Annotated in this window: 19 protein-coding genes; 12 read left to right on the plus strand and 7 right to left on the minus strand. The window is 70.9% G+C overall.

Translation table 11 applies throughout. The features are described from left to right. Positions 1 to 142 precede the first annotated feature (142 nt). Together MKK69_RS03555 and MKK69_RS03560 are read right to left on the minus strand one after the other, a co-directional pair. Complete coding sequence (locus MKK69_RS03555; RefSeq protein ID WP_243965578.1) at positions 143 to 319, minus strand: DUF1328 domain-containing protein; 177 nt, start codon at positions 317 to 319, stop codon at positions 143 to 145. 78 nt (positions 320 to 397) lie between these two features. Next, positions 398 to 589 carry a CsbD family protein gene (locus tag MKK69_RS03560; protein WP_243965580.1) on the minus strand — a complete coding sequence of 64 codons (192 nt, stop codon included), beginning with the start codon at positions 587 to 589 and terminating at the stop codon, positions 398 to 400. Between the two features lie 150 nt (positions 590 to 739). On the opposite strand from MKK69_RS03560, the gene MKK69_RS03565 reads away from it, so the two are divergent. Next, on the plus strand, positions 740 to 1,219 hold the full coding sequence (locus tag MKK69_RS03565; protein WP_243965582.1) for a nucleoside deaminase: 480 nt from the start codon (positions 740 to 742) through the stop codon (positions 1,217 to 1,219). Positions 1,220 to 1,289: 70 nt separating this feature from the next. On the opposite strand, the gene MKK69_RS03570 is transcribed toward MKK69_RS03565, so the two are convergent. Continuing rightward, positions 1,290 to 3,092 carry an outer membrane beta-barrel protein gene (locus MKK69_RS03570; protein ID WP_409564774.1) on the minus strand — a complete coding sequence of 601 codons (1,803 nt, stop codon included), beginning with the start codon at positions 3,090 to 3,092 and terminating at the stop codon, positions 1,290 to 1,292. Between the two features lie 321 nt (positions 3,093 to 3,413). Here MKK69_RS03570 and MKK69_RS03575 point away from each other — a divergent pair, with 321 nt between their 5' ends. Together MKK69_RS03575 and MKK69_RS03580 are read left to right on the plus strand one after the other, a co-directional pair. Continuing rightward, positions 3,414 to 3,917 (plus strand): MucR family transcriptional regulator, encoded by a 504-nt coding sequence (locus MKK69_RS03575; protein WP_243965586.1) that lies wholly within the window; start codon positions 3,414 to 3,416, stop codon positions 3,915 to 3,917. A gap of 287 nt (positions 3,918 to 4,204) precedes the next feature. Beyond that, a complete protein-coding gene (locus MKK69_RS03580) occupies positions 4,205 to 5,380 on the plus strand; it encodes an MFS transporter (RefSeq protein ID WP_243965588.1) in 1,176 nt (391 codons plus the stop codon). Between the two features lie 71 nt (positions 5,381 to 5,451). Here the strand turns inward: MKK69_RS03580 and MKK69_RS03585 are convergent, their stop codons facing one another. Then, positions 5,452 to 10,296 (minus strand): NAD-glutamate dehydrogenase, encoded by a 4,845-nt coding sequence (locus MKK69_RS03585; RefSeq protein WP_243965590.1) that lies wholly within the window; start codon positions 10,294 to 10,296, stop codon positions 5,452 to 5,454. Between the two features lie 260 nt (positions 10,297 to 10,556). Between MKK69_RS03585 and MKK69_RS03590 the strand changes: the two genes are divergently transcribed. The 4 genes from MKK69_RS03590 to MKK69_RS03605 all read left to right on the plus strand — a co-directional run bounded on the left by MKK69_RS03590 (position 10,557) and on the right by MKK69_RS03605 (position 14,236). Beyond that, positions 10,557 to 10,973 carry a MarR family winged helix-turn-helix transcriptional regulator gene (locus tag MKK69_RS03590; protein ID WP_243965593.1) on the plus strand — a complete coding sequence of 139 codons (417 nt, stop codon included), beginning with the start codon at positions 10,557 to 10,559 and terminating at the stop codon, positions 10,971 to 10,973. A 29-nt stretch (positions 10,974 to 11,002) separates the two neighbouring features. After that, the gene (locus MKK69_RS03595) at positions 11,003 to 12,289 is read left to right on the plus strand and encodes an MFS transporter (RefSeq protein WP_243965601.1); all 1,287 of its coding nucleotides are present in this window, start codon (positions 11,003 to 11,005) and stop codon (positions 12,287 to 12,289) included. Positions 12,290 to 12,481: 192 nt separating this feature from the next. Next, the gene (locus MKK69_RS03600) at positions 12,482 to 13,648 is read left to right on the plus strand and encodes a multidrug effflux MFS transporter (protein WP_243965971.1); all 1,167 of its coding nucleotides are present in this window, start codon (positions 12,482 to 12,484) and stop codon (positions 13,646 to 13,648) included. A gap of 72 nt (positions 13,649 to 13,720) precedes the next feature. Further along, positions 13,721 to 14,236: a DoxX family protein gene (locus tag MKK69_RS03605; RefSeq protein ID WP_243965610.1), complete on the plus strand. Its 516-nt coding sequence runs from the start codon at positions 13,721 to 13,723 to the stop codon at positions 14,234 to 14,236. A gap of 7 nt (positions 14,237 to 14,243) precedes the next feature. On the opposite strand, the gene MKK69_RS03610 is transcribed toward MKK69_RS03605, so the two are convergent. Then, a complete protein-coding gene (locus tag MKK69_RS03610; RefSeq protein ID WP_243965973.1) occupies positions 14,244 to 15,704 on the minus strand; it encodes an MFS transporter in 1,461 nt (486 codons plus the stop codon). A 207-nt stretch (positions 15,705 to 15,911) separates the two neighbouring features. Between MKK69_RS03610 and MKK69_RS03615 the strand changes: the two genes are divergently transcribed. Then, the gene (locus tag MKK69_RS03615) at positions 15,912 to 16,799 is read left to right on the plus strand and encodes a DUF3313 domain-containing protein (protein ID WP_243965612.1); all 888 of its coding nucleotides are present in this window, start codon (positions 15,912 to 15,914) and stop codon (positions 16,797 to 16,799) included. Between the two features lie 164 nt (positions 16,800 to 16,963). Further along, on the plus strand, positions 16,964 to 18,457 hold the full coding sequence (guaB, locus tag MKK69_RS03620; protein WP_243965620.1) for an IMP dehydrogenase: 1,494 nt from the start codon (positions 16,964 to 16,966) through the stop codon (positions 18,455 to 18,457). A gap of 30 nt (positions 18,458 to 18,487) precedes the next feature. Here the strand turns inward: guaB and MKK69_RS03625 are convergent, their stop codons facing one another. After that, a complete protein-coding gene (locus tag MKK69_RS03625) occupies positions 18,488 to 18,649 on the minus strand; it encodes a hypothetical protein (RefSeq protein ID WP_243965622.1) in 162 nt (53 codons plus the stop codon). A 59-nt stretch (positions 18,650 to 18,708) separates the two neighbouring features. Between MKK69_RS03625 and MKK69_RS03630 the strand changes: the two genes are divergently transcribed. Both MKK69_RS03630 and panE read left to right on the plus strand, forming a co-directional pair. Then, positions 18,709 to 19,086, plus strand: coding sequence for a type II toxin-antitoxin system VapC family toxin (locus MKK69_RS03630; protein ID WP_243965631.1), 378 nt, complete (start codon positions 18,709 to 18,711; stop codon positions 19,084 to 19,086). 93 nt (positions 19,087 to 19,179) lie between these two features. Next, positions 19,180 to 20,124, plus strand: coding sequence for a 2-dehydropantoate 2-reductase (panE, locus tag MKK69_RS03635; protein ID WP_243965638.1), 945 nt, complete (start codon positions 19,180 to 19,182; stop codon positions 20,122 to 20,124). 12 nt (positions 20,125 to 20,136) lie between these two features. Here the strand turns inward: panE and MKK69_RS03640 are convergent, their stop codons facing one another. Then, positions 20,137 to 20,310, minus strand: a complete 174-nt coding sequence (locus MKK69_RS03640; RefSeq protein WP_243965640.1) for a hypothetical protein — start codon at positions 20,308 to 20,310, stop codon at positions 20,137 to 20,139. Between the two features lie 211 nt (positions 20,311 to 20,521). On the opposite strand from MKK69_RS03640, the gene MKK69_RS03645 reads away from it, so the two are divergent. After that, positions 20,522 to 21,823, plus strand: coding sequence for an RsmB/NOP family class I SAM-dependent RNA methyltransferase (locus MKK69_RS03645; protein ID WP_243965975.1), 1,302 nt, complete (start codon positions 20,522 to 20,524; stop codon positions 21,821 to 21,823). The last annotated feature ends 11 nt before the right edge of the window (positions 21,824 to 21,834 follow it).

A 21,834-nucleotide genomic window follows, 5' to 3' on the forward strand; every position in this document is an offset into this window, starting at 1 on the left:
CGGGTTCCCACACGAAAGGGCCGCTCCCTGGGGAACGGCCCTGAAATTCATCGCTGGCGCTCCGCGGAAGCGGACCCGGTGGCCGATACGGAACGGCACCGTTCCCGGGCGCCACCACCCTGATCGGGGACCGATACGCCGGTCAGAGCCTGGGAGAGCGGCCCCGCATCACGCCGAACACCGCGGAGATGAGGAATAGCGCGATCGCCACGAAGAAGATCACCTTGGCTGCTTCCATGGCCGTCCCGGCGATGCCGCCGAACCCGAGCAGTGCCGCGACGAGCGCGACGACGAGAAACGTGACAGCCCAACCGATCATGGCATCCTCGCGTTGTTCGAGCCGGTCCCTGGTGGGAACCCGCCCGTGGCGGGTCCCGTTCCGATCGTCCCGTGGCGATCAGAGCTTGTCGGTCGCCGACTTCACCGTGTCCTTCGCGTCGCCGACAGTGCTCTGGGTCTTGCCCTTGAGCTCCTGAGCCGCACCCTCGGTCTTGAGCTTGTCGTTGCCGGTCGCGTCGCCGATGCCCTGCTTGGCCTTGCCGAGAGCCTCGTTGGCGACGCCCTTGATCTTGTCGGTGGTGCTGCTCATGGCGTTACCCTTCCTGTATTCCTGCGGCGGCGCCGCACGAGATGCTTAGAACGGACACGGTCGCGCGTATGTTCCAGGCCTTAACATTGCTCTGGATCAATCCGCCGGGCCGCGGGCCCGCCCCATCCCGGGTGATGGAACGGCGGCACCATGGCGGATGATTCCCCCGGCCGCGCCGCGGCGCCGGCCGCGCGCGCGTTCGATCAGGCTTTCGCTGCGGCGCGGCGGGCGGAGGCGGCCGGCGAGGTTCCGGTGGGAGCCGTCGTGGTCCGGGACGGGGCCGTGCTGGCCGTCGCCCACAACCTGCCGCGAACGCTGCACGATCCGACCGCGCATGCGGAGATCCTGGCCATCCGGGCGGCCTGCGCGGCGATCGGCGACGAACGGCTCACCGGCTGCGACCTCTACGTGACGCTCGAACCCTGCCCGATGTGCGCGGGGGCGATTTCCTTCGCGCGGATCCGGCGGCTCTACTACGGGGCATCGGATCCGAAGGGCGGCGGCGTCGAAAACGGGCCGCGGGTCTTCAACCAGCCGACCTGCCATCACGCGCCGGAGGTCTATGGCGGCTTCCGAGAACGCGAGGCGGCGGCGCTCCTGCGGGACTTCTTCGCGTCGAAGCGCGGCTGACCACGGATACGCATGGACGCGCAATACCGGGCGGGGCCTGCGCCACCGGACGGCGCCGTTCCGGCCCGATCTACGGATTGACCCGCAAGCCGACCAGGAAGGTGTTGTCCTGGAAGCTCGCCCCGGTCACCGTGCTGTTGATCTGCTGGTAGATGTAGGTGCCCCGCAGGGTCAGCCACCGGGTCAGGTGATAGTCGAGCCGCGCGGTCGCCGAGACCCCGTTCTCCCGGATCGTGCTGCCCTGATAGTCGTTCCGCAGGAGCGAGCCGCCGATCACGATCGACAGGTTGCGCAGCAGGTCGTGCTGGATTTCGAGGGTGGCGACGTCGGTGAGGATGCCGCTCGACCCGACGATGGTCGTCTCGGTGACGCCCGTGGCCGCGGTGAGGCGAACGGTGGTGAGCGGGCTCATCGACCAGACCAGGGCCGCGTTGACAAGGGGGGCGTCGATGGCGCGCAGGGTCGGATCGACGTAGGTGCGGTGCTGGATGCCCGCCGAGATCTCGCCGGTGAGCGTGCGCAGCAGGCCGAAGCTGGCCCCGACCATCAGGGCAATCCCGTCCGAATCGCGTCGGATGCCGTTCTGGTCCTGCCGCAGGTCGTAGACGCGCGTATCGGCCAGGATGTCCACGAAGGGGCTGAAGTCCGGATTGACCTCGTAGGCGGTGCGCAACTGGAGACTGTATTGGTTCAGGTTCCGGTCGGCCTGATTGATGATCGTGCCGTCGGACAGCCGGGCGTTGTCGAATTCCGAGCGATCGATCGAGCCGCGCAGCGTCACCGACAGGCGGTTGAAGGTCTCGGTCGCGCCGAGGGACGCCCCATAGACGGCCAGCAGCGGCCGGCTCGTGGTCGCGGCGGCCTGGAGCCCGAGATTCGCGGCCTGGAGATTGGGGTTCGACGTGCGCTGCGTGTCGACGAGGAAGCGGCCTTCGGCGTCGATGTGCAGATCGCGGTCCGCATCGATGCGCAGGCGCACGACGCCGTCGGCGGCGGGCCGGCTCGCGGGTTCGTTCTGCGGCGTCTCCAGATAGGCGCCGCGCAGGGAGCCCTGGAGCGAACTCGACGACCAGTTGCTCTGGAAATCGACCGCCGCATCTGTGCGCAGGGCCACGGAGCCCTTGGCGAGCTGCCGGCTGGTCTGATCGGGGTTGGAATCGTATCCGAGGCTCTGCGCGAAGCTCGGCAGCACCGTGAACGATCCGACCTGATAGCCGAGAGGCGCGTAGGCGGGATCCATGGGGATCGGCCGGGCGAGATCGGTACCCAGGATGAAGCCCGGGGTCAGGAGGCCGAGGGCGGCTGAGCCCGGGATGAGCGGCAGGATCGGCCGAAGCTGCGTCGGCGCCTGCGGCAGCGGCACCCCGACCACCGGCTGCTGGATGATCGGCGTGAGCTTCAGCGCCGGGCTCGGAACCTGAGTAATGTCCTGGGTATACCTACGGGTCGCGGTGCCGAGCCGGCGCGGGGGCGCGGCGCGCGATCTGAGCAGGGCCGAGGGCGCCAGATTGGCCGGTGCCGTCGAACTGCCGCCGGTGCGCTGACCGCCTCCGGTCGCGCGGGTATCGAGCTGGGACTGGCCCGGCTGGACCTGCCCCTGCGTCGGGAGCGCGGGTGAGAGCGGCGAGCGCAGGCTGTCGCCGCCGATCTGGTCGCCCCCCGTCGTATCCCCGCTCGGCGAGCCGCGGCCGTCATCGCGCGACAGCCCGTCCGGGAGGCGCCGCCTCAGGGAGGGGAGGCCGTTCGGGGCCGTGTCCAGTCCGGTTCCGGGATTGTCGGGCTGCCCGGTGACGGGGCTGATCGCATCGAAGCGCTGCGCAGAGGTCGGCGACGCCGCGAGCGCGAGCGTCAGGGCTGCATACGCGAGCCGAATCTCGTGCCGGTCCCGCCGGTCAGACCGTGCCGTACGCACTTGATCTCGGTCTCCACCAATATCCCGAGTCCTGAACGCCGGGATTCACCGTCCACGCCGCGACCAAACGGGTCATCGGTATGGTTAATTGAGGCTAGCTCTACGTGGTTAATGTCGCGTCAACGGCGGGTTCGGCCAGCATTTCGAAATCGCGACGGCCTGTTTCCGTCTCGATTCCGATCCGATTGAGATTTGCGTGGAAATCCGTTAGGATCAGAAAGTTTTCGATCGCATCCGATATGGATTGGTCGATCCGGATATTTTGAATAACGGGGGTCGATCATGAACGAGAGCATAGCGAGCGAGCAGTCGGAGCGCATCGAACTGGCTGTCGATATCGTCGCGGCTTATGTGTCGAACAATTCGGTGCCTTCGACCGATCTTCCGGGCTTGATCGACATCGTTCACGGCGCTTTGAGCCATCTCGCGACTGCGGGCGAGGGCTCGACTGGGCCAACCGAAAAGTTGACGCCGGCGCAGATCCGAAAGTCGATTACGACTGATCACATCGTCAGCTTCGAGGACGGGAAGCCCTACAAGACTCTCCGCCGGCATCTGACGCTGCGCGGGCTGTCGCCTGAGGCGTACCGGGCGAAATGGGGGCTGCCGGTGGACTATCCCATGACCGCGGCGAGCTACTCCGCCCAGCGATCCGAGCTGGCGCGGGCCCTCGGGTTGGGGCAGCAACGCCGCAAGTATAACGGCCCCGTCCAGCCGATCGTGACGGAGGCGCCGGCCGCGGCGTCGCCGAAGCCGCGCAGCCGGAAGAACGCCCCGGCGGAGTGATCCGCTCGGCCGTTCCCGTCGCACGGTGAGGCGCGCGCGGACCGCGGAAGCGTGGGAACCCGGCAGCCGTCGATCGGCTACCGACCGGCATCGCCGGGCGATCCGGACCCGCGGTGCAGGCCGCGAGGCCTGGTGCGATGAGCGCGTGAACTCGGGCCGGACGGCGCGCTTGCGCGCCGCGCAACCGTGCGCCGCGCGTCCGCGGCTAGGCAGGCCGCGCGCCGCTGCCATCTTGCGCATGTTGCTTCGCACAAACGAGCGAACACCCCGCGCCGGAGAGCCCCGCCGTGCCGCCATTGCCGATACTTGCCCTCGCCGTCGCCTCCTTCGGGATCGGCACCACCGAATTCGTGATCATGGGCCTGCTCCCGGAGGTGGCCCAGAGCTTCGGCGTCACGATCCCGCAGGCGGGCTATCTCGTGTCCGGGTACGCCATGGGCGTGGTCGTGGGCGCGCCGGTCGTGGCCATCGCCACGGCGCGCATGCCGCGCAAGGCGGCCCTGCTCGCCCTGATGGGCGTGTTCCTGGCCGGTAACCTCGGTTGCGCGATGGCGCCGAGCTACACGCTGCTGATGGCCGCGCGGATCCTGACGGCCTTCGCGCACGGGGCCTTCTTCGGAATCGGCGCCGTGGTGGCGCGGGATCTGGTGCCGCGGGAGAAGCGGACCCAGGCCGTCGCCCTGATGTTCACCGGATTGACGCTGGCCAACGTCCTCGGCGTGCCCCTCGGCACCGCCCTCGGGCAGGTCGCGGGATGGCGTTCGACCTTCTGGGCGGTGGTGGGGATCGGCCTCGCGGCAGGCTTGGCGATCCAGCTCTGCGTGCCCACGGGGCTGCCCGGCACGCGCGGGCGCCTGATCAGCGAGTTCCGGGCGCTGGGCCGCTGGCCGGTGCTGCGGCCGATGCTGATCTCGACCCTGTCGTCGGTGAGCTTCTTCACGGTGTTCACCTACATCACGCCGTTCCTGACCGGGGTGACCAGGTTCTCGCCGCAGGGTGTGACCGGCGTGCTCTTCGCCGCCGGAACCGGACTGACCGTCGGCAATCTCGCGGGCGGACACTTCGCTGACCGGGGCCAGATGGCGACGATCGTCGGCAGCTTCCTCGGCATCGTGGTGTCTCTGCTGCTCCTGGCCGTCGTGGCACACCATCCGGCGATGACGGTCGCGGTTCTGGTCCTGTGGTCGGGGCTGGTCTTCGCCCTGGTCTCGCCGCTGCAGATCTGGGTGGTGGAGGCCGCCAGCGACGCGCCGAACCTCGCCTCGACGCTCAACCAGGGCGCCTTCAACCTCGGCAATGCCACGGGGGCCTGGATCGGCGGCGCCGCCCTGACGCTCGGCGTCGGCTACGGAGAGTTGCCGCTGATCGCGGCGGCGGTGTCGCTCGTCGGCCTCCTCCTCACCCTGACGGCCGTCAGCCGCGCGATGCGGCGGGTGTTTTCTCCCTCAGCGCCGGGGGCCTGAGCGCACGTCGCCGTCGCCGGCAGCATTCTCCCGGTTCCGGTGGCTCAGCCGATGCGCCCGGTGCCGGATTCTCAGCCCCCGCGCACGAGATCGCCGAGCAGGCTCGCCGCCACGGTCGCCTTGGAGACCGTCAGACCGGACGCGCGGATCGCGTCGACCGCATCGCGGATCCGGGCGAGCGACGGCCCCCGGGCCTTCGCCCAGGCCTCGACGGCCCCGGGCCCGGCGCCCAGATCGGACACGATCTCGGCGGTCAGCTTGCGATGGGCGGCGGCGATGCCGGCCACCGCGCGCTCCAGGGCGACGCGATCGAACGTGTCGGCGACCGGGACGGTGCGCGCGGCCGCGGCGAGTTCGTCGAGGCGGAAGGCGTGCTCCAGGGCGAAATGCGTAGCGGCCACTTCCTCCACCGGCCGACCGCCCGCTTCGGCGACCCGGACGATGTCGGGGGCGGAGACCAGGGCGGTGAGGGAGGCGAGCCGCCGGGCCTGCGCCGGTTCCATGCCGAGCTCTTCGAGCTCGGTCGCGCGTGCGTCGATCGCCGCCCGGGCCGCCGCGTCGAGCACCTTGGGCAGCGCCGCCTCCACCGCCGCGATGCCGTCCCGGTAGCGTCCCACAATCGGGGCGAGGCCGCCGGTCAGGTCGAGGTTGCGGATGAACCAGACGATGCGGTTCATCAGCAGATCCTGGACCTCGGCGTAGAGGCCGAGTTGATCCGCGCCGGTGATCCGGCCGGCGAGGCCGTCGATGGCGAGGTTGAGTTCCATCAGGCCGAAGGCGTCCCGGGTCGCCGCATAGGCCTTGGCGATGGTGGCCGCGTCGGCGCCGGTCCCGTCGACCAGGCGCGTGGTCAGGGACGGGCCGCCCCGGTTGACGATGATGTTGGCCAGCGCCGTGGCGATGATCTCGCGACGCAGCCGGTGTCCCTTCACGGCATCCGGGAACTGCTCGCGCAGGGCCTTCGGGAAGTAGCGCTGCAATTCGCGGTCGAAATACGGGTCGTTCGGTACGGCGCTGTCCAGGATCGCGTCGTGCAGCGATAGCTTCGCGTAGGCGAGCAGCACCGCGTATTCCGGCCGGGTCAGCCCCTCGTTCCGGCGCAGGCGCTCGGTGAGCGCGGCATCATCGGGCAGGAACTCCACCGCCCGGTCGAGGCGCCCCTCGGCCTCCAGCGCCTGCATGGTCCGCATGGCGAAGCCGGTCTCGCCGAGGCCGCCGCGCTGGGCGAGGGACAGGGCGAGCGTCTGCAATTCGTTGTTGCGCAGGACGAGGTGGCCGACCTCCTCGGTCATGGTGGCGAGCAGGGCGTTGCGGGCCTCGTAGCTCAGCCGCCCGTCACGCTCCGGCGTCATCAGGGCGATCTTGATGTTGACCTCGACGTCGGAGGTGTTCACGCCGGCCGAATTGTCGATGGCGTCGGTGTTGAGGCGGATGCCGGCGCGCGCGGCCTCGATGCGCCCGCGCTGGGTCAGGCCGAGATTGGCGCCCTCGGCGACGACCTTGGCCCGCAATTCCGGGCCGGTGATGCGCACGGCGTCGTTGGCGCGGTCGCCGGCATCGTCGTCGGTCTCGGTCGTGGCGCGGATATAGGTGCCGATGCCGCCGAACCACAGCAGGTCGGCCGGCGCTTTCAGGATCGCCTGCATCAGCTCCGTGGGCGTGGCCTCCGCGCGGTCGAAGCCCAGGGCCGCCCGCACCGGTTCAGAGAGCGGCACCGTCTTCAGGCTGCGGGAGAACACGCCACCGCCCGCCGAGATCAGGCTCCGGTCGTAATCCGCCCAGGACGAGCGCCCGAGATCGAACAGGCGGCGGCGCTCGGCGAAGCTCGCCGCCGCGTCCGGGTTCGGGTCGAGGAAGATGTCCCGGTGGTCGAAGGCCGCGCGCAGCCGGATGCTCTGCGACAGCAGCATGCCGTTGCCGAACACGTCGCCCGACATGTCGCCGACGCCGACCACAGTGATCGGATCGGTCTGGACGTCGATGTCGATCTCGCGGAAGTGGCGGCGCACCGCCTCCCAGGCGCCCCGGGCGGTGATGCCCATGCCCTTGTGGTCGTAGCCCTGGCTGCCGCCGGACGCGAAGGCATCGCCCAGCCAATGGCCCTTCTCCAGCGAGAGCGCGTTGGCGATGTCCGAGAAGGTGGCGGTGCCCTTGTCGGCGGCGACCACGAGATAGGCGTCGTCGGGATCGTGCCGGACCGTGTCGGGCGGGGGCACGATCGCGTCGCCGACGATGTTGTCGGTGAGTTCGAGCAGGGTGCGGATGAAGAGCTGGTAGCTCTCGGTACCCTCCCGCATCCAGGCGGCGCGGTCGGAAGCCGGCGGCAGGCGCTTGGGGAAGAATCCGCCCTTGGCGCCCACCGGCACGATAACGGCATTCTTGACCTGCTGGGCCTTCACCAGCCCGAGGATCTCCGTGCGGAAATCCTCCGGCCGGTCGGACCAGCGCAGGCCGCCCCGGGCGACATAGCCGAAGCGCAGGTGCACGCCCTCGACCCGGGGGGCGTAGACGAAGATCTCGAACAGCGGCCGGGGCAGGGGCATCGCCGCCACCTTCGCGCAGGCGAACTTGAAGCTGATCGTCTCCCGCGGCTTCCCGTCGGCCCCCGTCTGGAAGAAGTTGGTCCGCACCGCCGCCTCGACGAGGTTGACGAACCGGCGCAGGATCCGGTCGTCGTCGAGGCTGGTGACGTCGGCCAGCGCGTCCTCGATTCCGGCCCGGACATCCGCGGTCCCGGCGGCCCGGTCGCCCTCGGTGGCGGGCTCGAACCGGACGCGGAACAAGCTCACGATCGCCCGCGCGATCCCGGGATGCCGGCTCAGGGTCCCGGCGATGTAATCCTGACCGTAGCGGATGCGCAGCTGGCGCAGGTAGCGCCCGAGCGCCCGGAGCAGCGCCGCCTCGCGCCAGGCGAGGCCGGCCTCCAGCACCAAGCGGTTGTAGCCGTCCGATTCCGCCGTGCCCTCCGCGATGGCGAGCATCGCGTCTTCGAGGGGCTGCTCCAGATCCGTAAGTTCGATCGCGGCCCCGCTGGCGCGTTCGAGCAGCATGTCGTGCAGCCAGACCCGGTCCGCCTCGGCGGCACCCGCCGGCACGATCCGGTAGGTGCGCTCGTTGATGACGCGGAAGCCGAGATTCTCCAGGGCCGGCACGCGATCGGACAGCGCGATCGCGGTCATCCGTGAGAACACCTTCAGGCGGACCTGCGCAGCCGAATCCGACCCGCGGCGGCCGAGATGCACGGCTCGCGGCTGTTCCGCGCTGAGGCTGTCCAGGATCGCGACATCGCCGACGGCGACCTCCGGCTGGAAATTGTCCCGGTAGGCGGCCGAGAACGCGTCGGCGTACCGGGCGGCGAGCCGGCGTGCCCGGTCGCCGCCATGGCTCTCCGCGAGGGCCGCCCGCAGGGCGTCGCCCCAGGTCCGGACCAGGGCGGCGATGCCGGATTCGAGGCCGGTCGGATCGATCTCGGGGGCGCCCTGGTCGGGAAGGCCGACGATGTAGTGGGTGCGGGCGAGCGGCCCCTCGGGGTAGTCCGGGTAGGCGGCGCTGAGCCGCCCGCCATAGGCGTCGGCGAGGTAGGCGCCGATCCGCGCCCGGATGGTCGAATCGTAGCGCTCCTTCGGGACGTAGACGAGGAGCGAGACGAAGCGGCCGAAGCGGTCCGGCCGCGACAGGACGCGGATCCGCGGCCGGTCGGCGAGGTTGGCGATGGCCAGGGTGAATCGGTAGAGCCGCTCGACGTCGATCTGGAAAAGCTCGTCGCGCGGATAGCTCTCCAGCACCGCTAGGAGGCTGCGTCCGGCATGGCTGGTCGGGTCGAGGCCGGCGCGGGCGACGACGGCCTCGACCTTGCGGCGCAGGACTGGAACGTCGCGGGCCGGGCTGGTATAGGCGGTGGCGGTGAACAGGCCGACGATCCGCACCTCGCCCGAGAGCTTGCCGAGGCCGGAGAACAGCTTGACCCCGACATAGTCCAGGTAGGCGGACCGGTGGACGCGGGACTTCACGCTCGCCTTGGTGATGATCAGCGCCTGGGGTTCCTCCAGGAAGGTCAGGATCTCAGGGGTGTAGTCCACCGGCGTCCGGCCCCGGCGCAGCGGCGTGGCGCCGGGATCGCGCAGCACGCCGAGGCTCGACCCATCGACCAGGGGATGCGCCTCGCCGTCGATGCCGTGCTGCTGCATCCCTACGAGGAGGAACTGCCCGTCCGTCAGCCAGTCCAGGAAGGCCCGCGCCTCGGCGATCTCGCTCTCCGGCATGGGGGTCGGTGCCCGGCCCAGATTCTCCGCGAGATCGGTGAGCCGCGCCAGCATCGCGTCGTGATCGTCGGCCGCCAGGGCGACGTCCCGGTAGACGGCCGCCAGCGCCTCCCGCAGCCGCTCACCGGCCTCCGCGGCGAGGCGATCGAGATGGATGTGGATGAAGCTCTCGCGCGCCAGGCTGCCCTGGGCGTCGGCGGTCGTCTCGCCGACCACGCGGATCAGCGCCCCCCCGGCATCCCGCTCGACGCCCAGGATCGGGTGGGCGACGAGGTCCGGCGACAAGCCCTGCTCGGTGAGTTCGGCCAGCGTCGAATCCAGCAGGAACGGGCGGTTGTCGTTGATGACTTCGAGGATCGTCATCTCGCGGCGGCGGCCGTCGCGGACCAGATCGACATCGCTCAAACGCATCCGGGCCGGATCGCCGGGCCGACGCGGGTCGGCCAGGAACGCCCGGGCCCGGGCGGCGAGATCGGCCAGGGCATCGGCCTGGTAGGAGGCCAGATCCTCCGGGGTCACCCGCCCGAGCAGGTCGCGCACGAAACCGCCCGGGCCGCCCTGCTCGGTCACGAGGTCGGCGGCCGCTTCGATCAGCCCGGCACGGGCCGTCTTCTGCTCGGAGGAGGACAACGCCGTCGCGGTCTCGAGTGTCATCGCGCTTCTCCCGAACCGGGTTGCCGACCTTGAGCAGATCCCGATCCGGCAGTCGTCGGGAGCGGCGCGGCCTTCATCGTGATGCGCCCTCGTCCGCCGGAACCGGTGTCTCCTCCGGCGGCGCGCGTCCTAGGGATAGCAGCGTGGCCTGCCGTGTCGATGACACGCCCCGGCGGTTTGGGCACCGGTGCATGTCGAACGGTGCGAACCGTCAGGATCCGCTTGAGCACGCGCGGAAATGTGCATATACACGCATAGTGATGGATCACCCTTCGACCGAGCCCTGCACCTGCTCCGCCCTGCGCCGCGCCACGCGCGCCGTCACCACGGCCTATGACGCGGCCCTGCGGCCCTCCGGGCTGCGGGTGACGCAATTCGCGATCCTGCGCCTTCTGGACCGCCTGGGACCGACCCCGGTGACGCGGCTGGCCGCCGAGGCGGCGCTGGAGCGGACCACGATGGCGCGCAACCTCGACCCGCTGGAACGGCGGGGCCTCGTGCGGATCGCCGCCGGCGAGGCGGATGCGCGCGAGCGGGTGGTGGTGCTGACCGAGCCCGGCCGGGCCGCCATCGCGGCCGCGATGCCCCATTGGCGCGCGGCGCAGGCCCGCATCGCCGCCCGGGTCGAGCCCGGAGCCGTCGCCGCCCTGGCCGAAGCCCTGATCGCCGCCTCCTGACCGACCCGCCTTCGCCCCGGAGCCCGACCATGCCATCCCTCGCCGAGACGCGTCCCGCGCCGCGCCTGCACTACGCCTGGATCGTCGCCGCGGTGACCTTCTTGGTCCTGCTCGTCGGCGCGGGCGTGCGCGCCACGCCCAGCGTGCTGATCGTGCCCTGGGAGCGGGAATTCGGGTGGACCGCGTCCATGATCGGGGTCGGGATCGCGCTCAACATCTTCCTGTACGGGATGATCGGCCCCTTCGCGGTGGCGGTCATCGAGCGGTTCGGCCTGCGCCGCTCCGTCTGCACGGCGCTCCTCATCCTGGCGATCGGCACGGCCGCGACCAGCCTCATGACCGCGCCCTGGCAAATGGTGCTGCTCTGGGGCGTCGTGGTCGGCTCCGGCTCCGGCATGGTCGCCAACGTACTCGGGGCCACCGTGGCCGGGCGCTGGTTCGGCAAGCGTCGCGGGCTGGTGCTGGGAATGCTCACCGCGAGCAGCGCCACCGGACAACTCGTCTTCCTGCCGGTGCTGGCCTCCCTGGCCGTGGGGCAGGGCTGGCGCTCGGTCTCGCTGGTGGTCGCGGCCGCGACCCTCGCGCTCATCCCGCTGGCCGCCCTGCTGCTGCGCGACCGCCCGGCGGATCTCGGCCTGCCGCGCTACGGCGAGACCACGGTGACGCCGACGCCGGTCCTCACCGAGAACCCGGCGATGCGCGCCCTGCGCGGCCTGCGGGTGGGCCTGCGCTCCCGGGATTTCTGGCTGCTCGCCGGCACGTTCTTCATCTGCGGCGCCTCGACCAACGGGCTGGTCGGCACGCATCTGATCCCCGCCTGCATCGACCACGGCATCGCCGAGGTGACGGCGGCGGGGCTGCTCGCGCTGATGGGGATCTGCGACCTGATCGGCACCACAGCCTCGGGCTGGCTCACGGACCGGTTCGATTCGCGCAAGCTCCTGGCCTGGTATTACGGCCTGCGCGGCCTGTCCCTGATCTTCCTGCCCTATTCCTTCGACCTCAGCTTCTACGGCCTCTCGCTGTTCGCCGTGTTCTACGGGCTCGACTGGATCGCCACGGTGCCGCCCACCGTGCAGCTCGCGGGGAAATCCTTCGGCGAGGAGAACGCCGCGCTGATGTTCGGCTGGATCGCGGCCGCCCACCAGATCGGCGCCGCCTCGGCGGCTTGGCTCGCCGGCCTAGTCCGGACCGATACCGGCACCTATTTAGGCGCCTTCGTGTCGGCGGGGCTGCTCTGCCTCGTCGCGGCGCTGATGGCCGGCTTCGTCGGGCGCAGGCCCGCCGAACCGGCCCTGCACCCGCTGCCGGCCTGAGCTGCGCCGGGCGGGCGGGATCGTCATAAGTGTGCCGCGATGGGCGAGCCCTGATCGGCCCGTCCCCGCGCATCCCGTGAGCCCGCCTTGACAGTCGTGATCCGGCCCGTGCCGCCGGTCCAGGAGACCCGCGCCCCACGCCCCTGGTCGGGCCCGGGCTTCGTCGAGTTCGTCGCCATCATCGCGCTGATGATGGCGGTGACCGCGATCTCGATCGACAACCTGCTGCCGGCCTTCCCGGCGATCGAGGCGCGCTTCGCCGTGCCGGATCCCAACCGGCTGCAACTCCTCGTCTACGTCTACATGATCGGCTTCGGTTTCGCGCAGATCGTCTACGGGCCGGTCTCCGACGCCGTCGGGCGCCGGCCCGTCCTGCTGGTCAGCCTCGCGATCTACGTGGTCGGCTGTGGGCTCGCCATGATCGCCCCCAGCTTTGGCTGGCTGCTCGCGGCCCGAATCATCCAGGGCATCGGCGCGGCCGGCGGGCGCGTCCTCTCGGTGGCGATCGTGCGCGACCGCTTCTCGGGGCGCGAGATGGCAAGCGTGATGTCGCTCACCATGATGGTGTTTCTCATCGTCCCGATGGTCGCGCCGGCGATCGGCGGCATGATGCTGGCGCTGGGCTCCTGGGTCTACGTCTTCGTCTCGATGCTGGTGCTGGCCTTCTGGCTGACGCTCTGGTTCTCGATGCGCATGCCCGAGACGCTGCACCCGGAATACCGCCGGCCGCTCTCGCCGGCCTCCACCTGGGAGGCGATCCGCCTGACGCTCCGGACCCGCGTCGCCGTCGGCTACGCCACCGCCCTCGGGCTGATGACCGGCTGCATCATGGGCTATGTCGGCTCGGCCCAGCAGGTGTTCGATACCGGTCTGTACCATCTCGGCCCGCTGTTTCCCCTGGCCTTCGGGCTGGTGGCGGGCGCCATGGGGACGGCGACGCTGATCAACGCCCGGGTCGTCCGGCGGCTCGGGATGCGGGCGCTGTCCCATGGCGGCGTCATCGCCTTCACGGCGGTCGGCCTGCTCCAGGTCGGCGTCGGGCTCGCCTATCACGGCCAGCCGCCGCTGGCCCTGTTCCTCTCGATCCTGGCGCTGAACCAGTTCCTGATCAGCTTTGCCATGCCGAACTTCAACGCGCTCGCCCTGGAGCCGCTGGGTGCGATCGCCGGCACCGCCTCCTCGTTCCTCGGTTTCTACACCACCCTCCTCGGCGCCCTCTGCGGCTTCCTGATCGGGCAGTCCTTCGACGGGACGGTGGTGCCGGTGGGCCTCGGCTATGCCGGCCTCGGCGGGCTGGCGCTGGCCGTCGTCGCCTGGACCGAGCGCGGGCGCCTGTTCCGCGGCGGCGTCTCCGGCTGAGGCGGCGGCTTAACCCGGTCTTCAGCGGACCGGGCCAAGCTCCGGTCAGCTTCGCCGCCGACCGGACCTCCCATGATCGCCCGCGCCCAGGACGGAACGCTTCTCGCCGCGCGGCTGCTCCTGGCCGCCGCGCTCCTGCCCACCGGGATCGCCCGGGCCCTCAACGTCTCGGGCTTCGCGCTGACGCTCGCCGGCTCCGGCATGCCGTTCCCGAATGCCGTCGCCACGGCCGCGGTGGTCGTGCAGGTCTTCGGGCCGCTCGCGCTGATCCTGGGCGTGCTGCCGCGGCTCACGGGGCTGGCGCTCGCCGTCTTCGCGGCCCTGACCGCCTTCGTGCTCCACGCCTTCTGGCATTACATCGGCCCGGCGGCCGTCGCCGAGCGCACGCTCCTCCTGGCCGATCTCGGCCTCGCCGGCGGATTCCTGATGTACGCCCTGACGGGCCCCGGCGCCTGGAGCTGGCAGGGCTGGCGTTCCGGTGCGGCGCCGAAGGGCGCGAAGCCAACCGGGAAGACCGCCGGCAAGGCCCCCGCGGCCAGGGGCGCCAAGCGGCCGCCCGGCCGTTCCCCCGCCCGCGCGGCGGCCTGAGCGGCATCTAGCCGTGCCGCGGCCGCATCTCGGCGGCGGTGGCGGCCGGAGGGGGAGCGGCGGCGGCGATCGCGTGGCGTCCCGAGATTTCCGACCCGGCATCCGGCGTCAGGCGGCGGAAGGCCAGCGCCGAGACCGCCGAGATCACCGCCACGGCGAAGAAGGCCGGCCCGAAATCGGCCGCCTCGATCTGGGTCCGGCCGTGGAGGCCCGCGGTCCCCTCCAGCGCCAGGGCGCCGAGGGTGACGCCGAGGCTCAATGACAGCTGCTGGCAGACGCTGGCAAAACTCGTGGCCGCGCTCATCTCGCGGGATTCGAGATCGGCATACGCGATGGCGTTGACGCAGGTGAACTGGATCGAGCGCGCGCAGCCGCCGACGAACAGCAGCGTCACCATGATCCAATGGGACGTCTGCGCGGTGTAGAGCCCGTTCACCGCCAGGAAGACGGAGGCGAGCAGCGCGTTCCACGTCATCAGGGTCCGGAAGCCGGTGCGGCGCAGGATCTTCGGCGCGAGGGTCTTCACGAACATCGCGCCGGCCGCTGCCGCGAAGGTGATCAGGCCGGAATGCAGGGCGTCGAGCCCGAACCCGACCTGCAGCATCAGCGGCAGCAAAAACGGGATCGCCCCGGTGCCGATCCGGAACAGGCTGCCGCCGAGCACCGCGACCCGGAAGGTCGAGCGGCGCATCAGGTCGAGCCGGACGATCGGGTGGGCGACCCGCCTCGCATGGGCCCAGTAGAGCGGAAGCAGCACCGCGCCGCCGGCGAGGCAGCCCCAGGAGACGGCGGGCGGCAGCAGGTGGCGTCCCATCGAGGCGAGGCCCAGCATCAGCGCGGCGAGCCCCGTCCCGAGCAGCAGGAAACCCAGGATGTCGAGGGGCGGCCGTTCGGGCTCGCGGACATCCTCGAAGAACAGGGTCGCCAGCACGATCCCGGCGCAGCCGATCGGCAGATTGATGAAGAAGATCCAACGCCAGTCGAACCAAGTGGTGATCAGGCCCCCGACCGGCGGGCCGAGCACCGGTCCGACGAGGGCCGGGAAGGTCAGGTAGGCCAGCGCCGTGACGAGCTGCGATTTCGGCACGCTGCGCAGCACGACCAGCCGTCCGACCGGGACCATCATGGCCCCGCCCATGCCCTGGAGGAACCGCGCCGCGACGAACCACGCCAGCCCGTTGGCGGCCGCGCAGGCGAGGGAGCCGGCCATGAACACCACGAGCGCCGCGCGGAAGACGGTGCGCGAGCCATAGCGGTCGGCCATCCAGCCACTCACCGGGATGAAGATCGCCAAGCTGACCAGATAGGAGGTCAGGGCGAGCTTCAGCGCGATCGGGTCCTCGCTGAGGCTCGCGGCGATGCTCGGAAGCGCCGTGGCGATCACCGTCGAATCGGTGTTCTCCATGAACAACGCGGTGGCGACCGTCAGGGGGACGATCCAGAGCGGTCTTTGGGTGGCGGAGGGCATCGGGGGGCAGACGCGCGGCACGCCGCGCCGGTTGCACGGCAGGGCGGCCACCTCGCATCCTCGTGTTTCGCTTATGTATCCATCCTGCAACAGATGTTGCGCAGCGGGCGCCGTTACCTGTTTTGCGCGAAGCTCGATCGCTATGTCTCGATCACGCGGCCGTGATGTCGGCGCAATTCGGCACGGCGCCGGGTCACGAGGAGTTCGATGCAGCCCAGCCCCAGCCCGGCCCGCACCCTGCCGCGGATCGCCGCCGGCGTCGCCCTTCTCTCGATGGTGGCGGCCTGCGGCACCGTCCTCCTCAACGATCGCGGCTCGCTGACCCGCTACGATCGCCTCAAGGCGAGCGATCAGGTCGCGTCCGCCGCCCGGATCTACGTGGACCGGCCGGCGCTGGCCAAAGCCCGCACCGTGCGCATCATCCCGACGGCGTTCCACGCCGATGTGGCGGGTGCCGTGCCGCTGACCGCAGCCGAGCGCCGCCTGATCGCCAACGCCGCCGACCGGGCGCTCTGCTACGACCTGTCGCTGAGATACGATGTCGTGACCGGGCGCAACGCGGACCTGACCGTGCGGGCCCAGGTCACCCGCGTCGATCCAACGGACCTCCTTGGCGCCGGCGCGACCATCGCGGGTTCGGCCGGGGTCACGGTCGCTTCCCAGTTCGGGCTCAGCGCCGCCGAGGGCATCGGGCGCGTGCCGATCCCGCGGGTGCCGATCGGGCTGGGCAGCCTCACCGTGGAGGCCGAGGCTTTGGACCGGAGGCGCGAGCAGCGCGCCGCCATGGTCTGGGGCGGGGCCGCGAACTCCTTCACCAGCCAGCCGCGCTTCTCCCGGGCGAGCGACGCCTACGACCTCGCCGGGGATTTCGGCCAGGATTTCGGCTACCTGCTGGCGACCGGCACGGACCCGTTCACGGCTCCCAACACCCTGCCGACCTGGGACCGTATCCGCGTCACCACCCTGGGCGAGGCGCCCCTGGACCCGGATTGCGAGGCCTATGGCCGGGCCCCGGGGATCGACGGCATCCTGGGCGACTATATCGGCCTGCCGCCCGAATACACCGATCAGGGACCCGCGAAGGCGAGGCGCTGACCGCGCCGATCGGAGTGCGAAAAAGCGGGGGAGCCATGCGTGTTTTCCCGCTGCGGCGCGGCGACGGCGCATTGGCGCCACCGCGGACCCCGTGATACTGCCACTTGCCAACCCGATCCCGCTGCGCGAGCCCACAGGCGCGGCCGTCCGAGGAAAGTTGGCACATGGCCCGAGTAGACTCCGCATCGATCATCGAAGGGCTGACCTTCGACGACGTGCTCCTGCGGCCCGCCGCCTCCTCGGTGATGCCGACCGAGGTCAACGTCGCCTCGCGCCTCACCCGGTCGATCCCCCTGAATCTGCCGATCCTCGCCTCGGCGATGGACACCGTGACCGAGGCGCCGATGGCCATCGCCATGGCGGCCAGCGGCGGCATGGGCGTGATCCACCGCAACCTCGAGCCGCCGGAGCAGGCCGAGCAGGTCCGGCTCGTGAAGAAATACGAGTCCGGCATGGTGATGAACCCGATCACCATCCATCCGGACGAGACCCTGGCCGACGCCTTCGAGGTGATGAAGCGCAACCGCATCTCCGGAATCCCGGTGGTGGAGCGGGGTCCGAATGGGTCGCGCGGCAAGCTCGTCGGCATCCTGACCAATAGGGACGTGCGCTTCGCCACGAATTCGGCGCAGCCGGTCGCCGAGTTGATGACCCGCGACCGCCTGATCACCGTCCGCGAGGGCGTGACCCAGGACGAGGCCAAGCGCCTGCTGCACCAGTTCCGCATCGAGAAGCTGCTGGTCGTCGACGACCATTACCGCTGCATCGGCCTGATCACCGTCAAGGACATCGAGAAGCGCATCACCTACCCGTTCGCCGTCAAGGACGAGCAGGGGCGCCTGCGGGTCGCGGCCGCCACCACCACCGGCGACAGCGGCTTCGAGCGGGCCGAGCGCCTGATCGATGCCGGCTGCGACGTGATCGTGGTCGATACGGCGCATGGCCACTCGATCAAGGTGCTCGATGCCGTCGCCCGGGTGAAGCAGCTCTCGAACGCCGTGCAGGTGGTGGCCGGCAACGTCGCCACCCGCGAGGGTGCGCAGGCGCTGATCGATGCCGGGGCGGACGCGATCAAGGTCGGCATCGGCCCCGGTTCGATCTGCACGACCCGGATCGTGGCGGGGGTGGGCGTGCCGCAGCTCACCGCGCTGATGGAGGCCGTGGAAGCCGCTGCCGAGGCCGACATCCCGGTGATCGCCGACGGCGGCATCAAGTATTCCGGCGACCTCGCCAAGGCGATCGCCGCGGGCGCCTCGGTGGCGATGCTGGGCTCCCTGCTCGCCGGCACCGACGAGGCCCCGGGCGAGGTCTTTCTGTATCAAGGCCGCTCGTACAAGTCGTATCGCGGCATGGGCTCGGTCGGCGCCATGGCGCGGGGCTCGGCCGACCGCTACTTCCAGGCCGAGGTCAACGACACCCACAAGCTCGTCCCCGAGGGGATCGAGGGGCAGGTGCCCTACAAGGGGCCGGTCGGCAACGTCCTGCACCAGCTCGCCGGAGGCCTGCGCGCAGCCATGGGCTATGTCGGCGGCGCGACCATCCCGGAGTTTCAGGAGCGGGCGCGCTTCATCCGCATCACCAATGCCGGCCTGCGCGAGAGCCACGTCCACGACGTGACGATCACCCGCGAGAGCCCGAACTATCCGTCGCGGACCTGACAGGGAGGTTCCATGACCGATCCACATTGGTCAACGCTCGCAAGGCACCGGCCTGTCTTCGATGTGCCGCACGACGATGCCGGCGGCCGTGCGGAAGGCGGCCGGCGTCATCGAAACGAGGATGGCCTGAAGGACAGTAACGACCTTCAGGCTATCGAAGCCCTTGCTCTCGTTCGCAGGATCAGGGCTCAAGCCCTTCGTGGGCCGCTCCCCGACAGCACGCCGTTGATCAGGGCGGACCGCGAAGGACGATGAGCGTCATTGATGCCTGCGTAGCCGTGAAGTGGTTTCTGCCGGAGTCGCAGAGCGATTTGGCAGAGACGGTGCTGCGCGAGGACGATGTCCGGATCGCTCCCGAGCACCTCTTGGTCGAGGTCGGGAATACGCTCCTGCGAGCCCATCGCGCCGATGCCATTACGCTCGATCAGGCACGCGCGTCGGTCTCGGCCCTAGGCACGCTGATCCAGCTCCGTCCCATTCATGAGATCGCAGACGCTGCACTCCAGATCGCCAGCATCGTCGGTTGCACGCACTACGATGCACTCTACGTGGTCGCGGCTGAACGCTGGGATGCCGCGCTCGTGACCGCGGATGCCAGGTTGGTTCGGCAGCTTCAAACCGCCCAGTAGACAGGCGGTCTCCGTCTTCTCGGGTCTTGATTTGATTCCGGCCGGCGCTCACGAAACTGGATACCGACACTCGTCCCGGTACGGAGAGAGCAGATGCGCACGCTGATCGTCGGGGCCGGAGCGACCGGCGGCTATTACGGGGCGCGCCTCGCCGAGTCCGGCGCCGACGTGACCTTCCTGGTCCGGCCGGCCCGGGCGGAGAAGCTCGCCGCGAACGGCCTCGTCCTGCACTCGCCGCTCGGGGATTTGCACATCCCGAATCCGCCGACCGTCACCGCCGACCGGCTGGCGGAGGCGGGCGCGTTCGACCTGATCGTCCTGTCCTGCAAGGCCTACGACCTCGCCAGCGCGCTGGCGGATCTCGCCCCGGCGGTGGGGGCGGAGACGGCGATCCTGCCCCTGCTGAACGGCCTGTCGCATCTCGATGCCCTCGACGCCCGCTTCGGCGCGGAGCGCGTGCTCGGCGGCTCCTGCGCCATCGCCGCGACCCTCGCGCCGGACGGCGCGATCCGCCACATGAGCGAATTGTGCAGCATCACCTACGGCGAGCGGGACGGAGCGCGCACGGCCCGGATCGAGGCGGTCGACACCCTCATGCGCGGCCTGAAGTTCCAGCCGCGCCTGAGCGACGCGATCCTGCTGGAGATGTGGGAGAAGTGGGTGTTCCTCGCGACGCTGGCCGGGGCGACGACCCTGATGCGCGCCGCCGTCGGCGACATCGTGGCGGCGCCCGGCGGCGCCGATTTTATGGCGGCGCTGCACGGGGAATGCACGGTCGTGGCCGCGGCGAGCGGCTTCCCGCCGCGGACCGTGGTGGCCGAGCGGGCGCGGGGGCAGCTCACCGCCGCGGGCTCGACCTTCACGGCCTCGATGCTGCGCGACATCGAGAATGGCGGGCGGATCGAGGCGGATCACGTGATCGGCGACCTGATCGCCCGCGGCCGGCGGCTTGCCCCGGCGGCGGCCTTCCCGCTGCTCACGCAGGTCTATACGGGGCTGAAGGCCTACGAGGCGCGGAAGGGGCGGGAGGCGGCCTGAGCCGCCGCCAACTCAGTAGCGGCCGGGCGGGGGCGCCGGCGGCGCGCCGTATTCGAGCTGCGTCTTGGCGTCGACCGGCCGGCGCGGCGGCGGCGTCAGATCCGGCTGGGCGGCCGGTGCGCTCGCGCAGGCGGCGAGGGAGGCGGCTACCAGGGCCGCGAGGGCGATGCGAACGGCTGACGACATGCGCTGAGAGACTCCCGGTGTCCGCCCGGTCTCGGACCGCCCTGGTCCGCGACGGGTGGATGCCATACGACACGCGGCGATCCGCGCGGCGGACCACCCGGACGCGTTCTGAGCCGCGATCGTGCTCGAAGCTCGGCCGTATCGTGGCGGCATCGTGGGACAAGCGTGGCCGTTTCGCGCCTTGTTCGACTCATTCTGAAGGAACAGACCCCTGACGCCCGCCGCCCGCTGCTCCGCCGCCATCGAGGTGCTCACCGACATCGTAGACCGGCGCCGGCCGGCGGCCGATGCGCTGAAGGATTGGGGCCTCGCCCACCGTTTCGCCGGCTCCGGCGACCGGGCCGGTATCGCCAGCCTGGTCTACGACGCCCTGCGCCGACGGTCGTCCGCGGCCTGGATCATGGGCTCGGATACCCCGCGCGCGGTCCTGATCGGCGCGCTGCGGCTCCAGCAAGGCCTGGCCGCGGCCTCGGTGGCCGCCCTGTTCTCCGGGGACCGCTTCGCGCCGCCGCCGCTGACCGCCGAGGAGCAAGCCCGCCTCGACAGCGGCACGCTGAACGACGCCCCGCCCGAGGTGGCGGGGGACGCCCCGGCCTTCGTGCTGCCGGACCTCGCGGCGGCTCTGGGCGACGACCTCATCCCGGAACTGAAGGCCCTGGCCCGGCGCGCGCCCCTCGACATCCGGGTCAACGCCCTGCGCGGCCGCCGCGCGGACGTGCTGCCGGCGCTCGCCGCCTTCGACGCGGCCCCGACGCCGCACGCCCCCCAGGGCCTGCGCGTGCCGATCGGTGCGGACGGGCGCGGCCCGGCGCTCCATGTCGAGGCCGAGTTCCTCGACGGCTGGTACGAGATCCAGGACGAGGGTTCCCAGCTCGCGGCGCTCCTGGCCGATCCGCGGACCGGCGAGACCATCGTCGATCTCTGCGCCGGCGGCGGTGGTAAGACCCTGGCGCTCGCGGCCGAGACCGGAAACGGGGCCCGCCTGATCGCCACCGACGGCGACCCGCGCCGGCTCGCGCCGATCCACGAGCGTTTGCGCCGGTCCGGGGCCGTGGCGGAGATCCGGACGCCGCGGGGCGGCAAGGCGCGGGCCGACGTGCTGGAGGATCTGGACGGTACGGTCGACCGGGTTCTGGTCGATGCGCCCTGCACCGGCTCAGGCACCTGGCGGCGCAATCCGGACGCCAAGTGGCGCCTGCGCCCCGGCAGCCTCGCCCTGCGGACCGCCGAGCAGGCCCAGGTCCTCGACCGGGCGGCGCGGCTGGTCAGGCCGGGCGGCCGCATCGTCTATGTGACCTGCTCGCTGCTGGCCGCGGAGAACGACGCTGCCGTGGACGGGTTGCTGTCGCGCTGGCGCGGGCGCTTCGACGTGGTCGCGGCCGCCGATGTGCTCGCAGCAGGCCCGGCCTCGCTGCCGGCGGCGGTGCGGACCACGCTCCACGGCATCCAGATGACCCCGCATCGCACCGGCACCGACGGGTTCTACGTCGCGGTGATCGCACGGCGCGGCTGAGGTCCGGGACC

This window comes from Methylobacterium sp. J-026, from assembly GCF_022829585.1.
In the GTDB taxonomy this organism is placed as follows: domain Bacteria; phylum Pseudomonadota; class Alphaproteobacteria; order Rhizobiales; family Beijerinckiaceae; genus Methylobacterium.

Excerpts from the sequence above, each read along its gene's own strand:
- MKK69_RS03555 (WP_243965578.1), bottom strand. The coding sequence starts at position 319 with ATGATCGGTTGGGCTGTCACGTTTCTCGTCGTCGCGCTCGTCGCGGCA.
- MKK69_RS03560 (WP_243965580.1), bottom strand. The coding sequence starts at position 589 with ATGAGCAGCACCACCGACAAGATCAAGGGCGTCGCCAACGAGGCTCTC.
- MKK69_RS03565 (WP_243965582.1), top strand. The coding sequence starts at position 740 with ATGGCGGATGATTCCCCCGGCCGCGCCGCGGCGCCGGCCGCGCGCGCG.
- MKK69_RS03575 (WP_243965586.1), top strand. The coding sequence starts at position 3,414 with ATGAACGAGAGCATAGCGAGCGAGCAGTCGGAGCGCATCGAACTGGCT.
- MKK69_RS03585 (WP_243965590.1), bottom strand. The coding sequence starts at position 10,296 with ATGACACTCGAGACCGCGACGGCGTTGTCCTCCTCCGAGCAGAAGACG.
- MKK69_RS03590 (WP_243965593.1), top strand. The coding sequence starts at position 10,557 with ATGGATCACCCTTCGACCGAGCCCTGCACCTGCTCCGCCCTGCGCCGC.
- MKK69_RS03595 (WP_243965601.1), top strand. The coding sequence starts at position 11,003 with ATGCCATCCCTCGCCGAGACGCGTCCCGCGCCGCGCCTGCACTACGCC.
- MKK69_RS03600 (WP_243965971.1), top strand. The coding sequence starts at position 12,482 with ATGGCGGTGACCGCGATCTCGATCGACAACCTGCTGCCGGCCTTCCCG.
- MKK69_RS03605 (WP_243965610.1), top strand. The coding sequence starts at position 13,721 with ATGATCGCCCGCGCCCAGGACGGAACGCTTCTCGCCGCGCGGCTGCTC.
- MKK69_RS03610 (WP_243965973.1), bottom strand. The coding sequence starts at position 15,704 with ATGCCCTCCGCCACCCAAAGACCGCTCTGGATCGTCCCCCTGACGGTC.
- MKK69_RS03615 (WP_243965612.1), top strand. The coding sequence starts at position 15,912 with ATGCAGCCCAGCCCCAGCCCGGCCCGCACCCTGCCGCGGATCGCCGCC.
- guaB (WP_243965620.1), top strand. The coding sequence starts at position 16,964 with ATGGCCCGAGTAGACTCCGCATCGATCATCGAAGGGCTGACCTTCGAC.
- MKK69_RS03630 (WP_243965631.1), top strand. The coding sequence starts at position 18,709 with ATGAGCGTCATTGATGCCTGCGTAGCCGTGAAGTGGTTTCTGCCGGAG.
- panE (WP_243965638.1), top strand. The coding sequence starts at position 19,180 with ATGCGCACGCTGATCGTCGGGGCCGGAGCGACCGGCGGCTATTACGGG.
- MKK69_RS03640 (WP_243965640.1), bottom strand. The coding sequence starts at position 20,310 with ATGTCGTCAGCCGTTCGCATCGCCCTCGCGGCCCTGGTAGCCGCCTCC.